This window comes from Paenibacillus sp. PastF-3, from assembly GCF_029893135.1.
GTDB lineage: Bacteria > Bacillota > Bacilli > Paenibacillales > Paenibacillaceae > Paenibacillus_AQ > Paenibacillus_AQ nitricinens.
Genome location: NZ_JARXWM010000001.1, coordinates 811,525 through 829,770 on the forward strand (window position 1 = coordinate 811,525; position 18,246 = coordinate 829,770).

At 43.4% G+C, this 18,246-nt stretch carries 19 protein-coding genes and 1 riboswitch; of the genes, 1 reads left to right on the forward strand and 18 read right to left on the reverse strand.

What is annotated here, in order from left to right; all coding sequences use genetic code 11:
- Positions 1 to 17 precede the first annotated feature (17 nt).
- The 16 genes from M2444_RS03715 to M2444_RS03790 form a co-directional block, all read right to left on the reverse strand.
- Entirely contained in the window at positions 18 to 1,007 is a 990-nt protein-coding gene (locus M2444_RS03715) for a substrate-binding domain-containing protein (protein WP_280786310.1), read from the reverse strand.
- Complete coding sequence (locus M2444_RS03720) at positions 1,004 to 2,788, reverse strand: cache domain-containing sensor histidine kinase (RefSeq protein WP_094875765.1); 1,785 nt, start codon at positions 2,786 to 2,788, stop codon at positions 1,004 to 1,006. Before M2444_RS03720 ends, M2444_RS03715 begins: the two co-directional genes overlap by 4 nt.
- Positions 2,785 to 4,395, reverse strand: a complete 1,611-nt coding sequence (locus tag M2444_RS03725; protein WP_280786311.1) for a response regulator — start codon at positions 4,393 to 4,395, stop codon at positions 2,785 to 2,787. The genes M2444_RS03720 and M2444_RS03725 overlap by 4 nt, the downstream gene beginning before the upstream one ends.
- 113 nt (positions 4,396 to 4,508) lie before the next feature.
- Positions 4,509 to 5,489, reverse strand: coding sequence for an ABC transporter substrate-binding protein (locus M2444_RS03730; RefSeq protein WP_094869106.1), 981 nt, complete (start codon positions 5,487 to 5,489; stop codon positions 4,509 to 4,511).
- A 60-nt stretch (positions 5,490 to 5,549) separates the two neighbouring features.
- Positions 5,550 to 6,542, reverse strand: a complete 993-nt coding sequence (locus tag M2444_RS03735; protein ID WP_280786312.1) for an ABC transporter permease — start codon at positions 6,540 to 6,542, stop codon at positions 5,550 to 5,552.
- A 32-nt stretch (positions 6,543 to 6,574) separates the two neighbouring features.
- On the reverse strand, positions 6,575 to 8,074 hold the full coding sequence (locus M2444_RS03740) for a sugar ABC transporter ATP-binding protein (RefSeq protein ID WP_280786313.1): 1,500 nt from the start codon (positions 8,072 to 8,074) through the stop codon (positions 6,575 to 6,577).
- A 202-nt stretch (positions 8,075 to 8,276) separates the two neighbouring features.
- Positions 8,277 to 9,119 (reverse strand): class I SAM-dependent methyltransferase, encoded by an 843-nt coding sequence (locus tag M2444_RS03745; protein ID WP_094875761.1) that lies wholly within the window; start codon positions 9,117 to 9,119, stop codon positions 8,277 to 8,279.
- Positions 9,120 to 9,151: 32 nt separating this feature from the next.
- A complete protein-coding gene (locus tag M2444_RS03750) occupies positions 9,152 to 10,066 on the reverse strand; it encodes a DMT family transporter (protein WP_179283590.1) in 915 nt (304 codons plus the stop codon).
- A gap of 141 nt (positions 10,067 to 10,207) precedes the next feature.
- Entirely contained in the window at positions 10,208 to 11,344 is a 1,137-nt protein-coding gene (locus tag M2444_RS03755; protein WP_280786341.1) for a zinc-dependent alcohol dehydrogenase, read from the reverse strand.
- Between the two features lie 80 nt (positions 11,345 to 11,424).
- Complete coding sequence (locus M2444_RS03760; RefSeq protein ID WP_280786314.1) at positions 11,425 to 12,243, reverse strand: VanW family protein; 819 nt, start codon at positions 12,241 to 12,243, stop codon at positions 11,425 to 11,427.
- On the reverse strand, positions 12,244 to 12,768 hold the full coding sequence (locus tag M2444_RS03765) for a cysteine hydrolase family protein (protein ID WP_094875757.1): 525 nt from the start codon (positions 12,766 to 12,768) through the stop codon (positions 12,244 to 12,246).
- Positions 12,769 to 12,898: 130 nt separating this feature from the next.
- Positions 12,899 to 13,621 carry a 7-carboxy-7-deazaguanine synthase QueE gene (gene queE / locus M2444_RS03770; protein WP_094875755.1) on the reverse strand — a complete coding sequence of 241 codons (723 nt, stop codon included), beginning with the start codon at positions 13,619 to 13,621 and terminating at the stop codon, positions 12,899 to 12,901.
- Complete coding sequence (locus M2444_RS03775; protein WP_280786315.1) at positions 13,614 to 14,096, reverse strand: 6-pyruvoyl trahydropterin synthase family protein; 483 nt, start codon at positions 14,094 to 14,096, stop codon at positions 13,614 to 13,616. The genes queE and M2444_RS03775 overlap by 8 nt, the downstream gene beginning before the upstream one ends.
- Positions 14,096 to 14,758: a 7-cyano-7-deazaguanine synthase QueC gene (queC, locus tag M2444_RS03780; RefSeq protein WP_280786316.1), complete on the reverse strand. Its 663-nt coding sequence runs from the start codon at positions 14,756 to 14,758 to the stop codon at positions 14,096 to 14,098. The genes M2444_RS03775 and queC overlap by 1 nt, the downstream gene beginning before the upstream one ends.
- Positions 14,759 to 14,787: 29 nt before the next feature.
- On the reverse strand, positions 14,788 to 15,273 hold the full coding sequence (queF, locus tag M2444_RS03785) for a preQ(1) synthase (RefSeq protein ID WP_094869177.1): 486 nt from the start codon (positions 15,271 to 15,273) through the stop codon (positions 14,788 to 14,790).
- 151 nt (positions 15,274 to 15,424) lie between these two features.
- Positions 15,425 to 15,468: riboswitch (PreQ1 riboswitch) on the reverse strand.
- Positions 15,469 to 15,729: 261 nt separating this feature from the next.
- Complete coding sequence (locus tag M2444_RS03790) at positions 15,730 to 15,897, reverse strand: ATP-binding cassette domain-containing protein (RefSeq protein ID WP_094869178.1); 168 nt, start codon at positions 15,895 to 15,897, stop codon at positions 15,730 to 15,732.
- A 63-nt stretch (positions 15,898 to 15,960) separates the two neighbouring features.
- On the opposite strand from M2444_RS03790, the gene ymzB reads away from it, so the two are divergent.
- Entirely contained in the window at positions 15,961 to 16,296 is a 336-nt protein-coding gene (ymzB, locus tag M2444_RS03795) for a protein YmzB (RefSeq protein WP_280786317.1), read from the forward strand.
- 69 nt (positions 16,297 to 16,365) lie between these two features.
- Here the strand turns inward: ymzB and murB are convergent, their stop codons facing one another.
- Together murB and M2444_RS03805 are read right to left on the reverse strand one after the other, a co-directional pair.
- Positions 16,366 to 17,277, reverse strand: a complete 912-nt coding sequence (gene murB, locus M2444_RS03800; RefSeq protein ID WP_094875749.1) for a UDP-N-acetylmuramate dehydrogenase — start codon at positions 17,275 to 17,277, stop codon at positions 16,366 to 16,368.
- 151 nt (positions 17,278 to 17,428) lie between these two features.
- A complete protein-coding gene (locus M2444_RS03805) occupies positions 17,429 to 18,229 on the reverse strand; it encodes an ABC transporter ATP-binding protein (protein WP_094869117.1) in 801 nt (266 codons plus the stop codon).
- Between the last annotated feature and the right edge of the window lie 17 nt (positions 18,230 to 18,246).

Here is an 18,246-nt window from a genome sequence, read left to right on the forward strand (position 1 = left end):
CACTCCCTTTTTTAGGCTTATTCTATAAACGGAAACATTAACTTCTCATTCTCACTTGTGTACATATTTTCCTTCGTAATGAATTCGGAGCCTGTATCCATAACAGGAGCTACTTTGTGGCCTGAAACGACTTCAAGTGCAGTTTTCACAGCCAAGTACCCCATAGTAAAAGGTTTTTGAATCACCGTTCCCAGCATAATTTCATTCTCCAGCAATTGAACCTCACTACTGGAATTGTCGAACCCCACCAGCTTCACTTTGTCTTTTAAGCCCATATCCATAATTGCCAGTCCCGCACCTAATGTAGAGGGCTCATTGAGACCAATGATTCCCTTTAGTTGTGGCTGTTTCCGTAGAAGATCAACAGTTAATTGATATGCCTTCTTCGAAGAACCGTTACTGTAAAGGGTATCCTGCACAAGATTAACTCCATTCTGAGATAAAGCATCCCTAACCCCTTTCTCTCTCTCGATAGCTGTAGCGGAGCCTTGTACAAAATTCATAATGGCGACTAGATCGTCGCTATAAATATTTTCAATCAACTTCTGCGCTGCTTTGCGGCCTGCTTCATAATTATCTGTGGCGATAAAACTCTCCGATACACCGCCGTTCAGTCCCGAGTCTACCGTAATAAGCGTGATACCCGCAGCTTTAATCTGCTCTGCAACCGGAACAAGACGATAATAGTCGGTAGCAGCCAAAATAATGGCATCAGGCTTCTCCTCAATCGCCTGTTCTAGTAATTGAATCTGCTTATCCACATCTAACTCGGTATCTGTTCCTACCGTATGGACATCTGCACCGAATTCCTTGGCAGCAGTTGCCACACCTTGTTTCATTACCTCCCAGAATTCAATGCTGGTATCGATAGTCTTAGGAACGTAGATAATGGTTCTGACTTTTGGATCAAGTTCATTCGTAAACATACGATAACCTACCCACCCGAGCGCTACAATAAAGAATAACAGTAGAGCAGACAGGCCTATTTTTGACCAAAGTGAACTCATGGACTCTCCTCCTCATAGAGCGCAGGAATTCTTAAAGTGACCGTCGTCCCTTCTTCCATTTCACTTGCAAAAGACAAACCGTAATGGTCCCCGAAATAAAGCTGAATGCGATGGTTTACATTCGCGACGCCTACCCCACTGCCAATCCTGTAATCTGGCTTTTGAAGCAGTAACTTCCCCATCTGATCTGGATTCATACCGACACCATTGTCAATAATTTGAATAGTAATATCTTTTTGCTCTCTTTTGCCTTTAATCAGGATGTGACCTTGCTCAGGATTATGCTTTATCCCATGATAAATCGCATTTTCAACTAAGGGTTGAAGGACCATTTTCAAAATACTGCATTCAAGAATGTCTTCATCCACTTCTATCGAATATGTGAATTTATGGCGATAGCGCATGTTCTGAATCGTTAGATAGTGCCGAATATGTTCTAGTTCTCTAGCGATCGGGATCAGCTCCTCGCCCTCACCAATCGTAGAACGTAGCAGCTTCGATAATGAAGAGGTCATTTCGACTACCTCCTCCATCTTACCGGTCTCTGCCATCCAAATGATCGAGTCCAGCGTATTATACAAAAAGTGAGGCTTAATCTGTGCTTGTAAGGCCTTAAGCTCACTCACACGCTTCATCTCTTGCTCCATGACGATCTGACTCATCAGCTCTTTAATCTTCAGGATCATCAGGTTAAAGGTACGGGCTAGCTTACCGATTTCGTTCGTGCTCTCAATCTCCACGCGAATGTCGAACTCACCGCGTTCAGCCTTTTTCATATTCATTTCTAATTTCTTGAGCGGTTTGGTTAATGCGTAGGACAGCAGCACAGAAATTGCCATAGCACAGATCAGACTTACGGCTCCCCACAAGGCGGCGGTCCCTTGCATCTGCTGTTTGTTAGCAACCAGATCATCTGGATAGGTGACCCCTACAATCTTCCAGCCAAAGCTAGTGGTATCCACGGTGTACAGTTTCTGTTCGTTCCCTGCTTTCACCGTAACTGACCCGTTCTTAATCCCAAGAACAGTATCCAATTGCTCAAACTTGAGCTGCGAATAAATCAACTGCTGTTGAGGATGATAGACTAGGCTCCCTGTCGGATCTACGATAAATACATAACCGCGCTTTCCCAGTTCGATTTGTTTGCACAAATTGTTAATAACACTGAAATTAAGATCTACGAGTAGCACACCCTGTCGGTCTGCTTCCATTTCAGAAAAAGAATCGGAAAGCTTTCTACTGATCGACACTACCCAACGGTATTCATTCTGAAATAAGTGCTGCACATGTGAAGAGGAGACAGCCACTCCCGTCTGGTTCAATGCTTGCTGATACCACTCTTGAGCAATCAATTCGGGAAGCGGTTTCAAAACTGCATCCAGTCGATCTGAAACGGTTATCCCTTCCGAGCTTGCATACACAATAGAAGAAATATCCGAGCGGGATTGGACTACAGATCGTAGATATTGGCTAGCTAATTGCTTATCCTTGGTCTCCCCTTCTTGTCCAGAACTCGAACCTCTTACATATTTCTCAAGATCACTGCTAGTTAACACCAGAGCAGCAATGCTCTCCATGTTGCTAATATAATTCTCGATGTTCAGTTTTACTTGTTCTATTAATTGTGAGGTATAGGCTACGGAATTCCCCATGACGGCTGCTGAGGAGAGTCGATATGAAGTATAGGTAAGTACTATAGTGGTGCAGAGGATAAGAAGCGAAAAAGAAATCGCGATATTATTATGAATACTTCGACTTCGGAAGAAACGATGAGGTTTCATAGAAGAAGATTCTCCTTCTGTCGCTGTCGATATTCCTTAGGTGTGATCCCAACATTTCGTTTAAAAATAACACTGAAATACTGAGGATCAGCATAGCCCACTCTAGCAGCGATATCATAAGTCTTCAGCTGTGTGATGGTAAGCAGTTCTTTAGCTTTTTCCAAACGGAGGCGAGTCAAATACTCAATAAAAGTCTCACCGGTATGCTGTTTAAACGTTGCACTGAAATAACTGATGCTCATAAAAATATGGCTACATAACTCATTGAGTGAAAAACTGTCATTATAATAATTCTCCCGGATATAAGCTTCCGCGGCTTTCATCTGAGAAGCCCTTACCGTAGTTCTTTGTTCCGACAGCTTGAGGATCAGCTCATGGCAAGTTCTCTCCAAATAATTCCTCGCTTCCTCTAAAGTCTTTAGAGCAGCAACTTCTGCGAACATATTATGCGAAACCAGCTCAGTATTGGGGAATCCAATATCGGCCACATAATTCATTAGAGAAACGAGCATCTGGTAAATGATACTGCGGCAACCTTCTATAGAAGAGCTATTGCTCTTTAATTCCTGAAACCATTGTGAGAGAACCTCTGAGATCGCTGATGCTTTCCCTGTCTTCAACGCGGATATAAATTGCTTTTCCCAAGAAGTGAAGTGCGCTTGATCCAACCCTTTGCCAAACTCAAGATCCTGAATGGAGATCACCTTATCGACGCCTAAAAGATAACGATATTCTAAGGATGAAATCGCTTCCTGGAAGGATTGTGGAATTTGTTGCATGCTAGCGTATTTTCTACCGATGCCGATGGTGGCGGTCAGCTTCAAATACTTATTCAAGCTGGTCTGAACCTGATCCGCGAGAAGCTGTGTTGTAACTTCAATTGCTTCTGAATCTCCTGATAATATCGCAGCGAGTTTACCATCTCTAGTCTGAAACACCACCCCGCACTGCCCCTTCTCAAGTTGCTCCTGCACAATGTTAAATGCAGCAAAACGTAGTAGCTCAGCATCAGAAGCAATGTCCTGGCTTCGACTCTCCATTTCTATCTCGATTACGATTGCAAGGTAAACCGCGCCCTGAAGCTGTATATGAAAATAATTCATTTTATTCTCGATCTCATCGTTCTTCATTCGAGTCGTAACCAGTTTCTCCAGAAAACGTTCGCGCAGTAAAGGTAAGCTCTGATTTAATTGCATGCGAAGCTTAGCGATATTGGCCTTTTGTAAATACTCTTCATCCAAATCCTGCTTCATTTTGCTTAGAAATTCTGCAAACTCACGAGCATTAATTGGTTTTAACAAATATTCTGTCACCTTCAAGGTTATTGCCTGTTTGGCGTAATCGAAGTCTTCATATCCAGTTACGATAATGACCTTCATGTCGCGGTACCGTTCCATAACAGCTTTTGCCAGTCCTAAACCATCCATAAAGGGCATGCAAATATCTGTAATAATCACATCTGGTCGAAACTGCTCGATCGCATCAAGGGCATCTCTGCCGTTATCGAAATCTCCAACGAGCTCAAAACCATAATTATTCCAAGATATCTTCTGTTTAATCGCTTCACGAACCTCATCTTCATCATCAACCAGAATAATCTTATACATCCAACACCTCCTTAGCTATGCACTCATCGATCACCTGTAATGTAAATGTTTACCTTTTCAAATAAGCATAATAGAGGTTGCCTATTTGAGGCAACCTCTATTATTAATAACTTCTATTCGTATAGCAGAGGTTTGATCTCATCAGAATCCATATTGTTCTTATCGTACCAATGAAACCCGGTGTCAATATTCTTTTCTACGGTTTCCCCTTTAATCGCTTGTACAGCTGCTTTCACCGCTTGATAACCAATCCCAATGGGGTCCTGTGTAACCGCGCCAGCCACAACACCACTACGAATGGCATCCATTAACTGTTTACCAGAGTCAAATCCGATGACCACAATCTTTCCACCCATCTGCAATTCATTTACGGCATTAGCCACACCTACCGCAGAGCCTTCGTTTGAGCCATAGATCCCTTTAAGATCCGGATTGGCCTGCATCATCGCTTTTGCAAGATCCGTTGACTTCAACTGGTCTCCACCGCCATATTGTGGCTCTAATACTTCAATGTCTGGATATTTCGCTTTCATTTGTTCTAAGAAACCATCACGACGTTGTTGACCTGTGCTGCTTGTTTGGTCATGTACGACTAGACCTACTTTACCTTTCTTGCCAATCAACTCCGCCATTTTATCAGCTGCTAAAGCGGCGGCTGCTTTATTGTCCGTCGCTGCTGTTGCTACAGGGATATCGCTGTCTACACCAGAGTCAAACCCAATGATGGGGATATTGTTTTCCTTTGCCTTTTCCAGATATGGAATCGCTGCTTTGCTGTCCAGAGCCGCTAAAGCGATTGCTGCAGGTTTCTTGTCTAGCGCCGTCTGCAACATTTCAATTTGTTTATCTACCTGACTCTCGTTTTCAGGGCCTTCAAACGTAATCTCGACATTAAACTCCTTGGCAGCCTTCTCGGCTCCTTGCTTCACCGCTTGCCAGAATTGATGCTGGAAGCCTTTTGAAATGACTGGGATATAGGGTTTGTCTGAACCGGATGCACTCTTTTTGCTATCACTGTTGTTACAAGCACCAAGTAAGGTAGTAGCCAGTAACAAACTGGCAAGCATAATAATCCCTTTTCGACGTTGCTTCATTTAAATCTTCCCCCTCGTCATTTGCTTTGTATATCACTCCGTATGGAGATAATACCTCTTTCATCGCTTCCGTCTGCGAAGAATATCAGCATACACTGCGATGATGATGACAACACCGACAATGACTGTCCGCCATTCCTGAGCAACCGACATAATCTGTAAGCCATTCGTCAGTACACTCATAATGAGTGCACCAATAATCGTACCTAGAATAGATCCTACGCCCCCGCTTAAAGATGTGCCTCCAATGACGACAGCCGCTATAGCTTCTAATTCATAACCGGTGCCAAGTGACGGCTGCGCTGAATTAAGTCGTGAGGCCATCAGGATACCAGCGATTCCACTGAACATCCCTGTGATGGTGTAGATTACAATCTTCCATTTGACCGTATTTACACCGGATAAGCGAGTCGCTTCTTCATTGCTGCCAAGCGCAAAATTATAGCGCCCAATAATGGTCTTCGACAATATGATGCTTGCGATAATTCCGAGCAATAAGAAGATAATGATGGTATTCGGAATGCCTGGGATCATCTTACCCATAGCAATCTTGGCAAAGATCGGATCATCATTGAAATAAATAGGCTTAGCACCCGTTATGACCAGTGATAATCCTTTAGTAATCATCATGATCGCCAGCGTAGCAATGAATGGTGGAATATCCATTTTTGCCACCATTAAACCGCTGATAAAGCCACATAGTGCACCAGCTAGAATCCCGCCTACAATTCCGAGTGGAACAGGTAGACCCCAGAATGTAATGAAGACGCCAACCATCACGGAGGAGAAGGTCATCACCGTACCCAAAGCAAGATCGATCCCACCTGTAATAATTACAAAGGTTGCGCCTAGAGCTAATACTCCAATTACAGCAGTAGAGACCAGAATTCCAACTAGATTAGAGAATTGAAAAAAGTTACTTGAGGCTACTGAAAATACGATGACCAATATGATCAAACTTGCGAATGCCAATAATTTTTGTTTGAACCCTGATTGCGCCCCGGTTTGCTTCGAGCCGATAGGTTGGCTAATCCCTTGATCTGCGATCTTCATGACCTTGACACCTCCGATAAACTCTTGAACGATTATGAACGCATCGTCGCATATTTCATAATTGCTTCTTGCGATGCTTCTTCTGCGGTTAGTTCTCCGGTTATACGTCCTTCACACATGACAATAATGCGATGGCTCATTCTTAGAATCTCTGGGAGATCTGAAGAGACTATAATGATCGCTTTTCCTTCGCTGGCCAGCTGATCAAGCAACTTATAGATCTCACTTTTCGCCCCTACATCAATTCCACGTGTCGGTTCGTCGAAAATCAGCACATCGCAGTCTCTCGTCAACCATTTACCGATAACCACTTTTTGCTGATTGCCACCGGATAAGAATTTGACTTTTTGACTTATACTTGGTGTCTTGGTTGCTAGTGCTTCCACATGCTGCTCCGCTGTCTTTCGCATCTCGCGATCCCTCATCCATCCGAAGGCATTGCGGAACTTGTAGAAGGAAGCCATTGCATTATTCATGCTAATGTCCATCTCTACAAGCAGTCCGTAGCGTTTGCGATCTTCGGACAAATAGCCAATACCCTGCTGCACTGCTTGATGAGGATGTCGTATACGTACCGTATTTCCATGCAGCTTAATCTCACCTTTATCGATAGGATCAGCCCCAAATACTGCGCGAACAACCTCAGTACGTCCAGCTCCCATTAATCCTGCGAAACCCAGAATCTCACCCTTATTCAGATGAAAGCTGATATCCTTCAACAACTGCCCGCTAGAAAGATTTTGAACCTCCAGAACGACTTGCTGCGTCTGTTTGGAAATCGTCGGCTTTGACGTTTGATAGAGTTCTCTACCGACCATCATGCTAATAATCTGATCAATGGTTATTGAATCCGTCCGAACAGTATCCACGTAACAACCATCCCGCATGACTGTAATGCGATCTGTGATCCGTTTCAACTCATCCATGCGGTGAGAAATGTATATAATGCCTACACCTTCTTCTCGTAATTGCTCAATCATACGGAATAACTCGTTAATTTCCGTATCTGTCAACGCTGCAGTTGGTTCATCCATAATCAGTACCTCCGCATTGAAAGACAAAGCTTTTGCGATTTCAACCATTTGCTGATTAGCAACTGTCAGATCTGAGACCAAAGTCTTCGGATCCAGTTTTAGATTCATCTGATCAAACAGTTCCTGCACCTTACGATTAAGCTCCAGATCATCAACGAACCATTTCAGTGCCTTACGCGGCTCACGACCAATAAATATATTTTGGCCCACTGTAAGATGCGGCATTAGATTCAGTTCCTGATGGATAATACTAATCCCAAGTTCCTGCGCAGCGTGAGTATTGGCAATCTCCACCTCAGATCCCTTGTACCACATCTGACCCGCATCCTTGGAATAGACTCCTGTTGCAATCTTCATTAATGTAGATTTTCCTGCGCCATTTTCACCAACTAATGCATGCACTTCCCCACGCTTCAGCTCAAATTGACATTGATTCAATGCGTGAACACCGGGGAAAAATTTATCAATCCCCGCCATTCGTAGTAATAATTCGTCCATTTCATCTCCACCTCAAATCCTTTAGGAGTGCTTTTTATTAAAGTAATCGCTTTCAATATTGAATGTAAAATTATTGTATTGCCTATAGGCTTCAAATGTAATGGAATATTCTCCGCAAAAAAGTTTAAAATTTTATGTTTTAAAGCAAGTAAAAAAGACTGCACCGTCTTTTCATGGACGATGCAGTCTTTTATAAGAATTATTAATTCAAACCCTTTCCAGCCACCAAGGTGTACGTCTTTGGGATTCCTTTATCAAAAACATCCGAGGATAAATTGGGCTCTTCAACCAATTGGCGGATCACAAGTCCAGAACTAGCAGCGGCTGTAACGATTTCTCCAAGCGTCCAGCGGCGCCAGTAGACAACGCTATGTTCCTGTTCGCCTACAGGTTTGCCTGTGGAGGGCAAATACTTAGAATACGAGACCTTTTTTTCTTCCAATGTTGTATCGAAATAATCCCCACTAACTTTGTGCTTGCGAATCTTAGCCGTAGATCCCTTCGAGGTTATAAGCTTAGTTGTCACTGGATGGAAATCACGCAGAACAAAAATCCCACCAGGAGAAAGTAAACGACGGACGGTTTCCATAAACGGTGCAAGATCGGTAAAGTAGTGCATGATTCCTAACTCAGCAAATACGATGTCATATGAACCATCTAGGACGTGTTCTGGAAGCTTAAGAACATCTGAAACGATGTAGGTAAGCTGAACACCCGCTTCTTGTGCGAGATCAGCGGCATAACGCGCATTTGCTTCCGAGAAATCGGCAACGGTTACGTCCGCTCCAAGTAAAGACAAAGCGACGGCCTTCATGCCATTTGATCCCATGAGATTCATCATCTTTTTACCCTTTACTTCTCCAAAATAAGAAGAGAGCGGGTACAGCTTCGCACTTGGTTCCTTGATTAATTTGGCTGCTGCTTCTGAAGGGGTACCAAATCGAGTAACCCAAGCTGTGTATGTGTCTTCGTTCCATAGTTCCTCACTGGTTGGCCCTGTGCCTTTTCCAGAAGGTAGTTCTACATTGTGATCTTGTTCTTCCATTCCTTGTGACCCCTTTATGATTAAAATATCTGTTATGAAGCATTCTGAATGGCATCTGCCACCCGAATAGTTTTCTTTCTTCCAGCGTACAAATATACACCGAGTCCAAACATGACTAACAGTCCACCAGCCCATTGCAGCGCTGTTAATTGTTCACCTAAGAGCAGAAAAGCTAGGATGCTAGCACCCACGGGTTCTCCTAAGATGTTCATGGATACCGTAGTTGCGGATACATACTGAAGTAGCCAATTAAATAAAATATGCCCAAATACCGTGGGTACCACAGCTAGCAATATGAAAATCCCCCACTCATTCGCAGGATAATTAAAGAAGGAAATCCCCATGAACAGATTGTATATGGCAAACACGCCAGCTGCTGACAAGAAGACTATCAAGCTATACAAATAGGAAGGCATACGCACCACTAGCTTTTGACCGATAAGCATATGCACAGCTACCGCTACAGTACCTCCAACCGATAACAAATCGCCTTTAAGATTATCCGCAGAGATTCCAATGTCTCCCCAGCCGATAAATACTACACCGCCAATAGCAATACTCAGTCCCAGAATAGCAGACGCAGCCGTTTTTTCCTTATACAAAAAATAAACGCCCAGCATAATAAAAACCGGCTCCAGCGCCATGATCATCGTTGAACTAGCTACCGAAGTATACTTCAAAGAGCCCATCCAAAGCAAAAAATGTAGAGCAAGCATAGTGCCTGAGAGCACTAACATGATCCAGTCCTTTTTACGAAGCGCAACCGCTGCTCCACTGTATGGCCTTGCAAAAGGTAACATCAATAGCGAGGTGAATAACAGCCGATACATGCCTTGAATAGACGCTGGTGCTGCAGACCATTTAATAAAAATAGCAGAAAATGAGATGGCCACAATCCCAATCAACATTAATATTGGAATAGGAAGTGGCGGTTTTTTAAGATTCACATGGTACGCGTCCTTTCAATATCTAAAGTCACTTATGTTAATTTAACGCAGACCGTAAAAAAATGCATCTATTTTCATTAGATTTCACTAAAAAAAGCATAAGCCACGTCATTTCTGACGAGAGCTCATGCTTCTATAAGGTTACGGCTTTAGAACAACCTTGATACAATTCTCTTTTTTCTCACTAAAAACGTCATAGCCATGCTCTGCTTTACTGATTGGCAGGCGATGCGTAATGATATCTGTAGGATCAAATTTATTCTCTTTAATCATCTTATAAAGCAAAGGCATATAGTGAATAACTGGGGCTTGTCCCATCTTTAAAGTAATATTACGTTCAAATAGATGACCCAGCGGGAACATATTGTAATTAAGCCCATAAACCCCTACCAGCTGAATAGTCCCGAATTTACGCACAATATCCGAGGCCATCCTAAATGCGCTGAGTGAGCCGCCTTGTAGCTTCAATGTGGTTTCCACTTTTTCCAAAGCAGATATTTTGGCATCCAAACCTACGCAATCAATAACTACGTCTGCTCCCCCATGAGTAATATCCTTCAAATGCGCCTCAATATCCTTGATCTCTTCAAAATTATAAATTTCAACCTTATTGGTTTGCTTCGCATGCTGCAGCCTGTAACCAACATGGTCAACAGCTATGACTCTAGAAGCACCTTTCATCCAGGCGAATTTTTGAGTTAACAGACCAACAGGTCCACAGCCAAGAACAATAACTGTATCCCCTGGCTTCACGCCTCCGCTTTCTACTCCCCACCAGGCTGTAGGCACAATATCTGATAAGAAAAGAATTTTCTCATCTTCCATTTCTGCATCCTCAGGAACCACAAAGGGGCCGAAATTACCATAAGGTACCCTCAGCAACTCGGACTGCCCTCCAGCAAAGCCACCATAAGTATCAGAATAACCTAGGTAACCACCTGTGTCCTTAGCATCATTAGAATTGTCACATTGGCTCTCCATCTCATGCTGGCAAAAGAAACACTGGCCACAGGCCACATTAAAGGGAATAATGACACGATCGCCTTTCTTGACTTTAGTTACGTCAGGGCCAATTTCTTCAACAATCCCCATAGGCTCATGACCGATAATATAATCATCATGCATACCTGGAATCTCACCGTTATAGATGTGTAGATCTGAGCCACAAATCGCTGTAGTTGTAATCCGAACGATAATATCGTCCTTTTTCTCAAGCTTCGGATCAGCTACCTCTTTAACCTTAACTTTTTTCTTCCCTTGGTAGGTTAGTGCCTTCATACTGTTCATCCGCTCCTTTAGAGTATGGCAAAGGGTGTAACGATAACATCATCTATGTTATAACCCTAAGACCTATCTTCTTATCCATGAAGAAGCGGGGAATACATCATAAGCGCATAATTATCGGTTACATCTTCATCTCCAATTAGGTCGCCGGTACGTGTATATACTTTTCGACTAATCTTGTTACTGCGTATATAGCCTCCCCAAGGTTCTAGACTAATTCGGTGATCACTTTCGTACACTTCATATTTATAAAGGGATTGCTCCTCGCATCTCCATTCCCCATGTAAATGGCTGTCATCCAGCCAGAGCTTTAATTGATAGGCTTGATTTGTGTTATTCTTCACTTGAAGGTCCAAATAATTATAAGAACAGGTGGCCCCGCTTCCAAATGGCTGTGTACGCTGTTCATCTGGAAAAACATCATAGCTGTGCCGATGCCGTTCCGTAACCGTAAGAGGTGTATGCAGTGTCATCCAGTAGATCAGATTGGACAGCTGGCATAAGCCTCCGCCTACCCCGGAATGGAAGCCACCATAATGCAGCACCATTCCCTCCAGATACCCTTTTCGCTTCGTGGGCTTCCCGATGCTTCTCCAGTAAGAAAAAGTCTCCCCCGGCTGCACCATAAGTCCATCCAGTTTCGCTATCGCCAGACGTAAATTGGTTATTTTATTGTATTGAAGCACCATATCTACATTCCGTAGACTTCTTAATAACGGTGTAGCATGAGTCATCACTTCATTAGATAAAACTTCACTAGTGCGTTGCTTCGCCACCTTGCTGCGGCTAGTACACCATTTCAGATATCTTTTGTAAATAAAATATCGCTTTCCGGCAAATAGTCTAAGTCGGGAACGCTGAATAGGTTTCATGGCAGCCTGAGAGGTATTCATCTAGAACTGAACCTCGCTTTCAGCTCGTAACTGGGCGAATCTCCCTCCAAGCAGTGCATTATGATGCTTAACGATCTGTTCACTATTCAGCATTTTGTTATCAAAGGTGCTATGAGCGTCTGAAACCAATACACTTTTATAGCCCATGCTGTATGCGCGTCTTATCGTCGTATCTAGACAGAACTCACTTTGCATTCCACAAATCACCAGATTCGTGATCCCCAGCTTCTGTAGCTCATCTTGCAGTACGGTTCGGTGAAAAGCATCCCAAGTAGGCTTCTCCACAATAACTTCGCCTTCCTGCGGTGTGATACGATGACTAATCTGCCACGTGGGCGTTCCTTTTGTATATTCCTCATCTTCTGTATGTTGGACATAAACAATTGGAGTGCCTGCCACCCTAGCTTTGTGCTGAAGGGAAATAATTCTCTCCATCACCCCCTCTTCATCGTACAGCTTTTGATCAGGGTAGGAGAACATGGCTTCTTGAACATCAATAATTAATAGTGCAGTTGAATTTTCCAAGTGGATAACCTCCTAGAGCTTTTACAAAAATAATACCAGATTATGGGACACTCTATCTACCTATTTAAAGACTCCAATCAACAAAAAAAGGGCATCTGCTAAGCAGACACCCACATCATTACAATCCTTTTTACTTACCGCGTTTATTATGCCAGATCAAAGCATGCAACTGTGGAAGTACTCGCACTCTATTCATTTCTGAATCCATGATCACTTTATTAAACAGCCACTCCAGCCTTCCCAAAAGTCGAGCAGAAATGTCTCCTTCTTCAGTGACATCATCATTCCCAGGCTGCAGGAAGAGCGGCACATTGGGATATCGCTGGTGAACGTCTTTTGCATAATCAAAATCCTTGTCATCAAACACAACGACTTTCAGGCTATGTGTAGAACGGCCCGGATTCTCCATCTTACGCATGATGGTATCTAGCATCTCCCAATTTGTCGTCATCCCTGAGCTTGGTGGTTTCGGACTGATGGTCAGCACATCCACATCATTGAACCAGTCCTGCCATTTACTGCCCTGAGTTTCTATAGCCGCTTGTTTCCCTCGCTCATGAAGCTGGTTAATAAAAGTGCCCATCCCATCACCAATTAAAGCAGGATTACCTCCGGAAATCGTAACACAGTCGAAATTATCTCCAGCTATAGCTAAAAGTTCATTCATAATTTCATCCGAGGTCATCATTCGAACCTTGTCTTTCGCTGTGCCATCCCAAGTGAAAGAGGAGTCACACCAGCCACAGCGATAATCGCAGCCATAGGTGCGGACAAACATCGTCTTCACACCAATCACCGCACCTTCACCTTGAATAGTCGGCCCAAACATCTCAATTACGGGAATCTTACTCACAGTCACAGCCTCCATACAAGCGGTAAGAAGGTCCATCCTCAGGGATATCGTCAGCTAGTACTTCTGCCCAGGAGGTTGGAGTCTCCCATAGCTTTACAGCGTACAACGGCAACCCCGCTTGCTTAAGCTTGTAGGCAATGTATGAGGACATATTCTCAACTGTAGTCCGGAATGACAACAAGGCTACTTTGGAGCCAGTATTCATTAACGTCTCTAATACAGGTTCATTTCCCATAGCGAGAAAAGCATGATCTAGACGGTCTACTAGGCTTTGTTGCACAGTCGTCTTGATATCACTGAAGTCAATAACAAACCCTTCGTCTGAATGACCTTCCGCGATCATAGGTTTACCCTTAAGCACTACTTCGAGCTTATACGTATGTCCATGCAGATTGCTGCATTTTCCCTTGTGACCCACTAACTGATGCGCCGCATCGAACGTAAATATTTTGCAGACTGAGACCTCGTTAAGCATTAAGAACTGACCTCCATTCTCTCTGCCTCATATTGTTCAAGTCCACGCTGACGTAATAGACAAGCTGGACAAGTTCCACAGCCACTGCCAATTATGCCGTTGTAACAGGTTAATGTGTGTTCACGAACATAATCAAAATAGCCCAGTTCATCGGCCATCTTCCATGTTTCTTTTTTATCCAGCCACATCAGTGGAGTGTGTATCGCAAACTCATAGTCCATAGATAAATTCAGCGTAACATTTAATGATTTCACAAAAACATCACGGCAATCCGGATACCCGCTAAAATCCGTTTGGCAGACACCAGTGACGATATGGGAGTAATCCAGCTGTTTAGCTAGTATTGCGGCAAAAGATAAAAACAACAGATTCCGTCCGTCTACAAACGTACTAGGAAGCTCATCACCTTCGCCAGCAACAATATCAATATCTTGCCGAGTTAGTGCATTGGGTGCCAGCTGATTCAGCAGCCCCAGATCAAGGATATGCTGTTTTACGTTAAACTTAGCCGCTATTTCTGTAGCCACTTCGATTTCGGCCGCATGCCGCTGATTATAATTGAAGGTAACGACCTGCACTTCCTCAAATTGCTTCAAAGCCCAAATCAGGCAAGTGGTGCTATCTTGTCCGCCGCTGAATACGACGAGTGCTTTCTTATTCATCTAAATCTCTCCTTATCAACTTATTGGGATTAGCGGTTGTCCACTTTTTCCGGATAGAGGTCATGATTGATTAAGCGGTGCTCCGCTATCGCCTCATACTTCGTACCCGGTCTTCCATAGTTGCAATAAGGATCAATAGAGATGCCTCCACGCGGAGTGAACTTGCCCCACACCTCAATGTATCGTGGATCCATCAGTGCGATCAGATCATTCATAATAATGTTGACACAGTCCTCATGAAAGTCACCATGGTTACGGAAGCTAAACAAATATAGCTTTAATGATTTGGATTCCACCATTTTCTGCTCAGGAATATATGAAATATACAATGTAGCAAAATCTGGCTGGCCTGTTACAGGACATAAGCTTGTGAACTCAGGGCAGTTAAATTTAACAAAATAATCACGCCCAGGATGCTTGTTATCAAACACCTCAAGAATATCTGGATCATAACCAAACTGGTACTGCGTTCCCTGATTTCCAAGCAAAGTAACCTCTTGCATTTCCTCTTTCATTCTTCCTTCTGACACGACAAAAAACCCCTCTCTTTTCCTTCGGCCTTGGCCGGTAATGGAAAGAAGAACGAGATTTCGAAAACTTGGCTCCACTAAGAAGAAACGGTTGCAACGTCCCGATAAAGGAGCACATCCGCTTATATGATTTAATATACTCTTAGTTTTTTATAGAGGGAGTTCGCGAACCTCTCCTGCATCATCCGTGCAGACTTCTTCTTTAAGCATATTGCGTCTTGAACTATACCATGGGTAACCTGCTCCTGACAAGTTCTACGCTTTGCCTTAGCTTTTCCCTTGTCAAACAGTTGGAGTTTCCATGACTTCATTCACTCGATTTCCTGTTACCCTATACAGATCAGCGAACAGGTCCGGATTATTTCGAATAGAACTACGCATGTATAGATTCGGAAGCTCGAAAACAACACCAATTTGAGCATGAATTTCTTTTTTATGATGTTAAATATTCATGCCATTAATTAAAATTTCTCCGCTTGTAGACTGAAGTAGACCTGTCATCATGCACATTGTTGTTGTCTTCCCAGCACCCTTGGGACCTAGAAACCCAAAGGCCTCGCCCTTTTTTACAGCAAAAGTAATTCGTTCTAATATAGCAGAAATATGGATTCAAATCCTAAGAAAAGGGTAACTTAAACTTAATAATCTTCGAGGTAAGGGTGGGCTCATCTAATGGAACAAAGTATACAGAAACTTATGGACTGGATTAACAGTCATGTGAATGAAACTATTGTAATTGAAAAGAAAGAGCTTCGTGATCTGGATAAAATTCATTTTAATCTAGAGGCTGTTGAGTTTCGGAGTGCGGAGGATGTTATCGATGATTATCTAGGGAGTGCAATAATATTAAAAGGATTTGGCAGCACTTTAAACGCCGATGGTGAGCTAGTATCGTTACCACACTCCACCTATGACTTAGCTATTGACGGGCTTCGGATTGAGGACATAGGAGATCGTAAGGCGGAAATCACGACAGATCGAGCTATATATACCCTCTCAGTAAATTAAGCAAGTTGTAATAACAGCAAAAGAGCCCACAGTAAATCTGGGGCTCTTTCGATTTATACGATTAATAAGTTACTCTTCTCCAATGATCTCCACTTCAGTTTCCAGCTCCACACCGAATTTATCCTTCACAGTCGCCCTTACATGGTGAATTAGCCCAATGTAATCGCTGGCGGTTGCATGATCTGCATTTACAATAAACCCTGCATGCTTCTTGGATACCTCAGCACCACCGATTCTTGTTCCCTGCAAGCCACTCTCTTGAATTAACTGACCTGCAAACCGACCTGGAGGACGTTTAAAGACACTACCACAGGAAGGATACTCAAGCGGTTGCTTGGATTCACGCAGGTAAGTAAGTTCATCCATTTTCGACTTGATGGCTAATGCATCACCTGAAGTCATAGCAAAATTGGCCTCAAGTACGATGTATTCACCGCTTGCGAACACGCTTTTTCTATAACCCCATTGCAGCTCATCCCCTTGCAGAGTCACCAATTGCCCGCTCTTAGTTATAGCTAGCGCACTATGCAGTACATCTTTAATTTCTCCGCCGTAAGCGCCTGCGTTCATGTATAACGCTCCACCAACCGTTCCTGGAATGCCACAGGCGAACTCAAGACCCGTAAGCTCCATATCCAGCGCATATCTGGAAACATCAATAATCTTAGCGCCGCACTCCGCATATAAGAGATTGTCTCGAATCCCCACATCCGTTAGTCCTGCCGTCTGCAGAACGATTCCACGCACACCTCCATCACGGATAATCACATTCGAACCGTTCCCAAGTACCGTAAGGGTGATCCCATTCTGTTCCGCATATGTAACAATCTTTTGAATTTCCTCATAAGTAGCTGGTGCTGCCAAAATATCTGCTTTACCGCCCATTTTGGTATACACGTGATCTTTTAAGTTCTCATGACTCTTCACAATTCCTGCAGTCATTAGCTGCTCTAGGTCATTTTGAATTTTGTCAATATTCATGTTTCATGCTCCTTTAACCATGTATAAATGATGGTCCTTAATCTATTTTTAGTAGTGGTATCATGGATTTGTAGGCAACCCCAACTGTAACAACGAACAGGCTCCCTTGTCAATGACGGGAGCCTGTTCGTTGTATGATTATCGAATATGATTATACCGCTTTATAGGCAGCAAGCTCGTAAGGAAGGCACAGTGGCACTCCCGTACGTGGATCTGGAACAATATCTGCTTCAATGCCAAACACTTCGCGCAATACATTTGGGGTCATAACCTCAGTAGGTGATCCTTCACTAATCACAGTACCCGACTTGATAGCTACCATATGCTGCGCATAACGAGTAGCATGATTCAAATCATGCACGACCATGATAATGGTACGCCCTTCTTCCTCATTCAGCTTTTGCAGAAGCTGTAGGACTTCAAGCTGGTGAGCCATATCTAGAAATGTTGTTGGTTCGTCTAAGAACAAAATATCCGTCTCTTGTGCCAATGCCATAGCGATCCAAGCGCGTTGACGTTGTCCACCCGATAGACGGTCAATCGGACGATCATGGAATGGTTCCATCCCCGTAACGGAGATTGCGTTCGAGATAATGTTGCGATCCTCTGCGGTCATTGTACCGAAACCTTTTTGATGGGGGAAACGACCGTAGCTGACAAGCTCAGAAACCGTTAGACCGTCTGGAGCTGTTGGGTTTTGCGGTAAAATCGCAAGTTGACGAGCTACCTCTTTCGTTGAAAAGTTATGGATTGATTTGCCGTCCAGCATTACACTGCCGCTCTTAGGCTTCATGATCCGAGCCATCGTTTTGAGGATTGTAGATTTACCGGAGCCGTTAGCGCCCACTAGTGCAGTGATTTTTCCCGTTGGGATAGTCAAGTTCAATCCTTTAACAATTGTAGCCTCTGCATACCCAATACTTAATTCTTCTGTATTCAAACGTTCTGACATGATAACAACTCCTTATA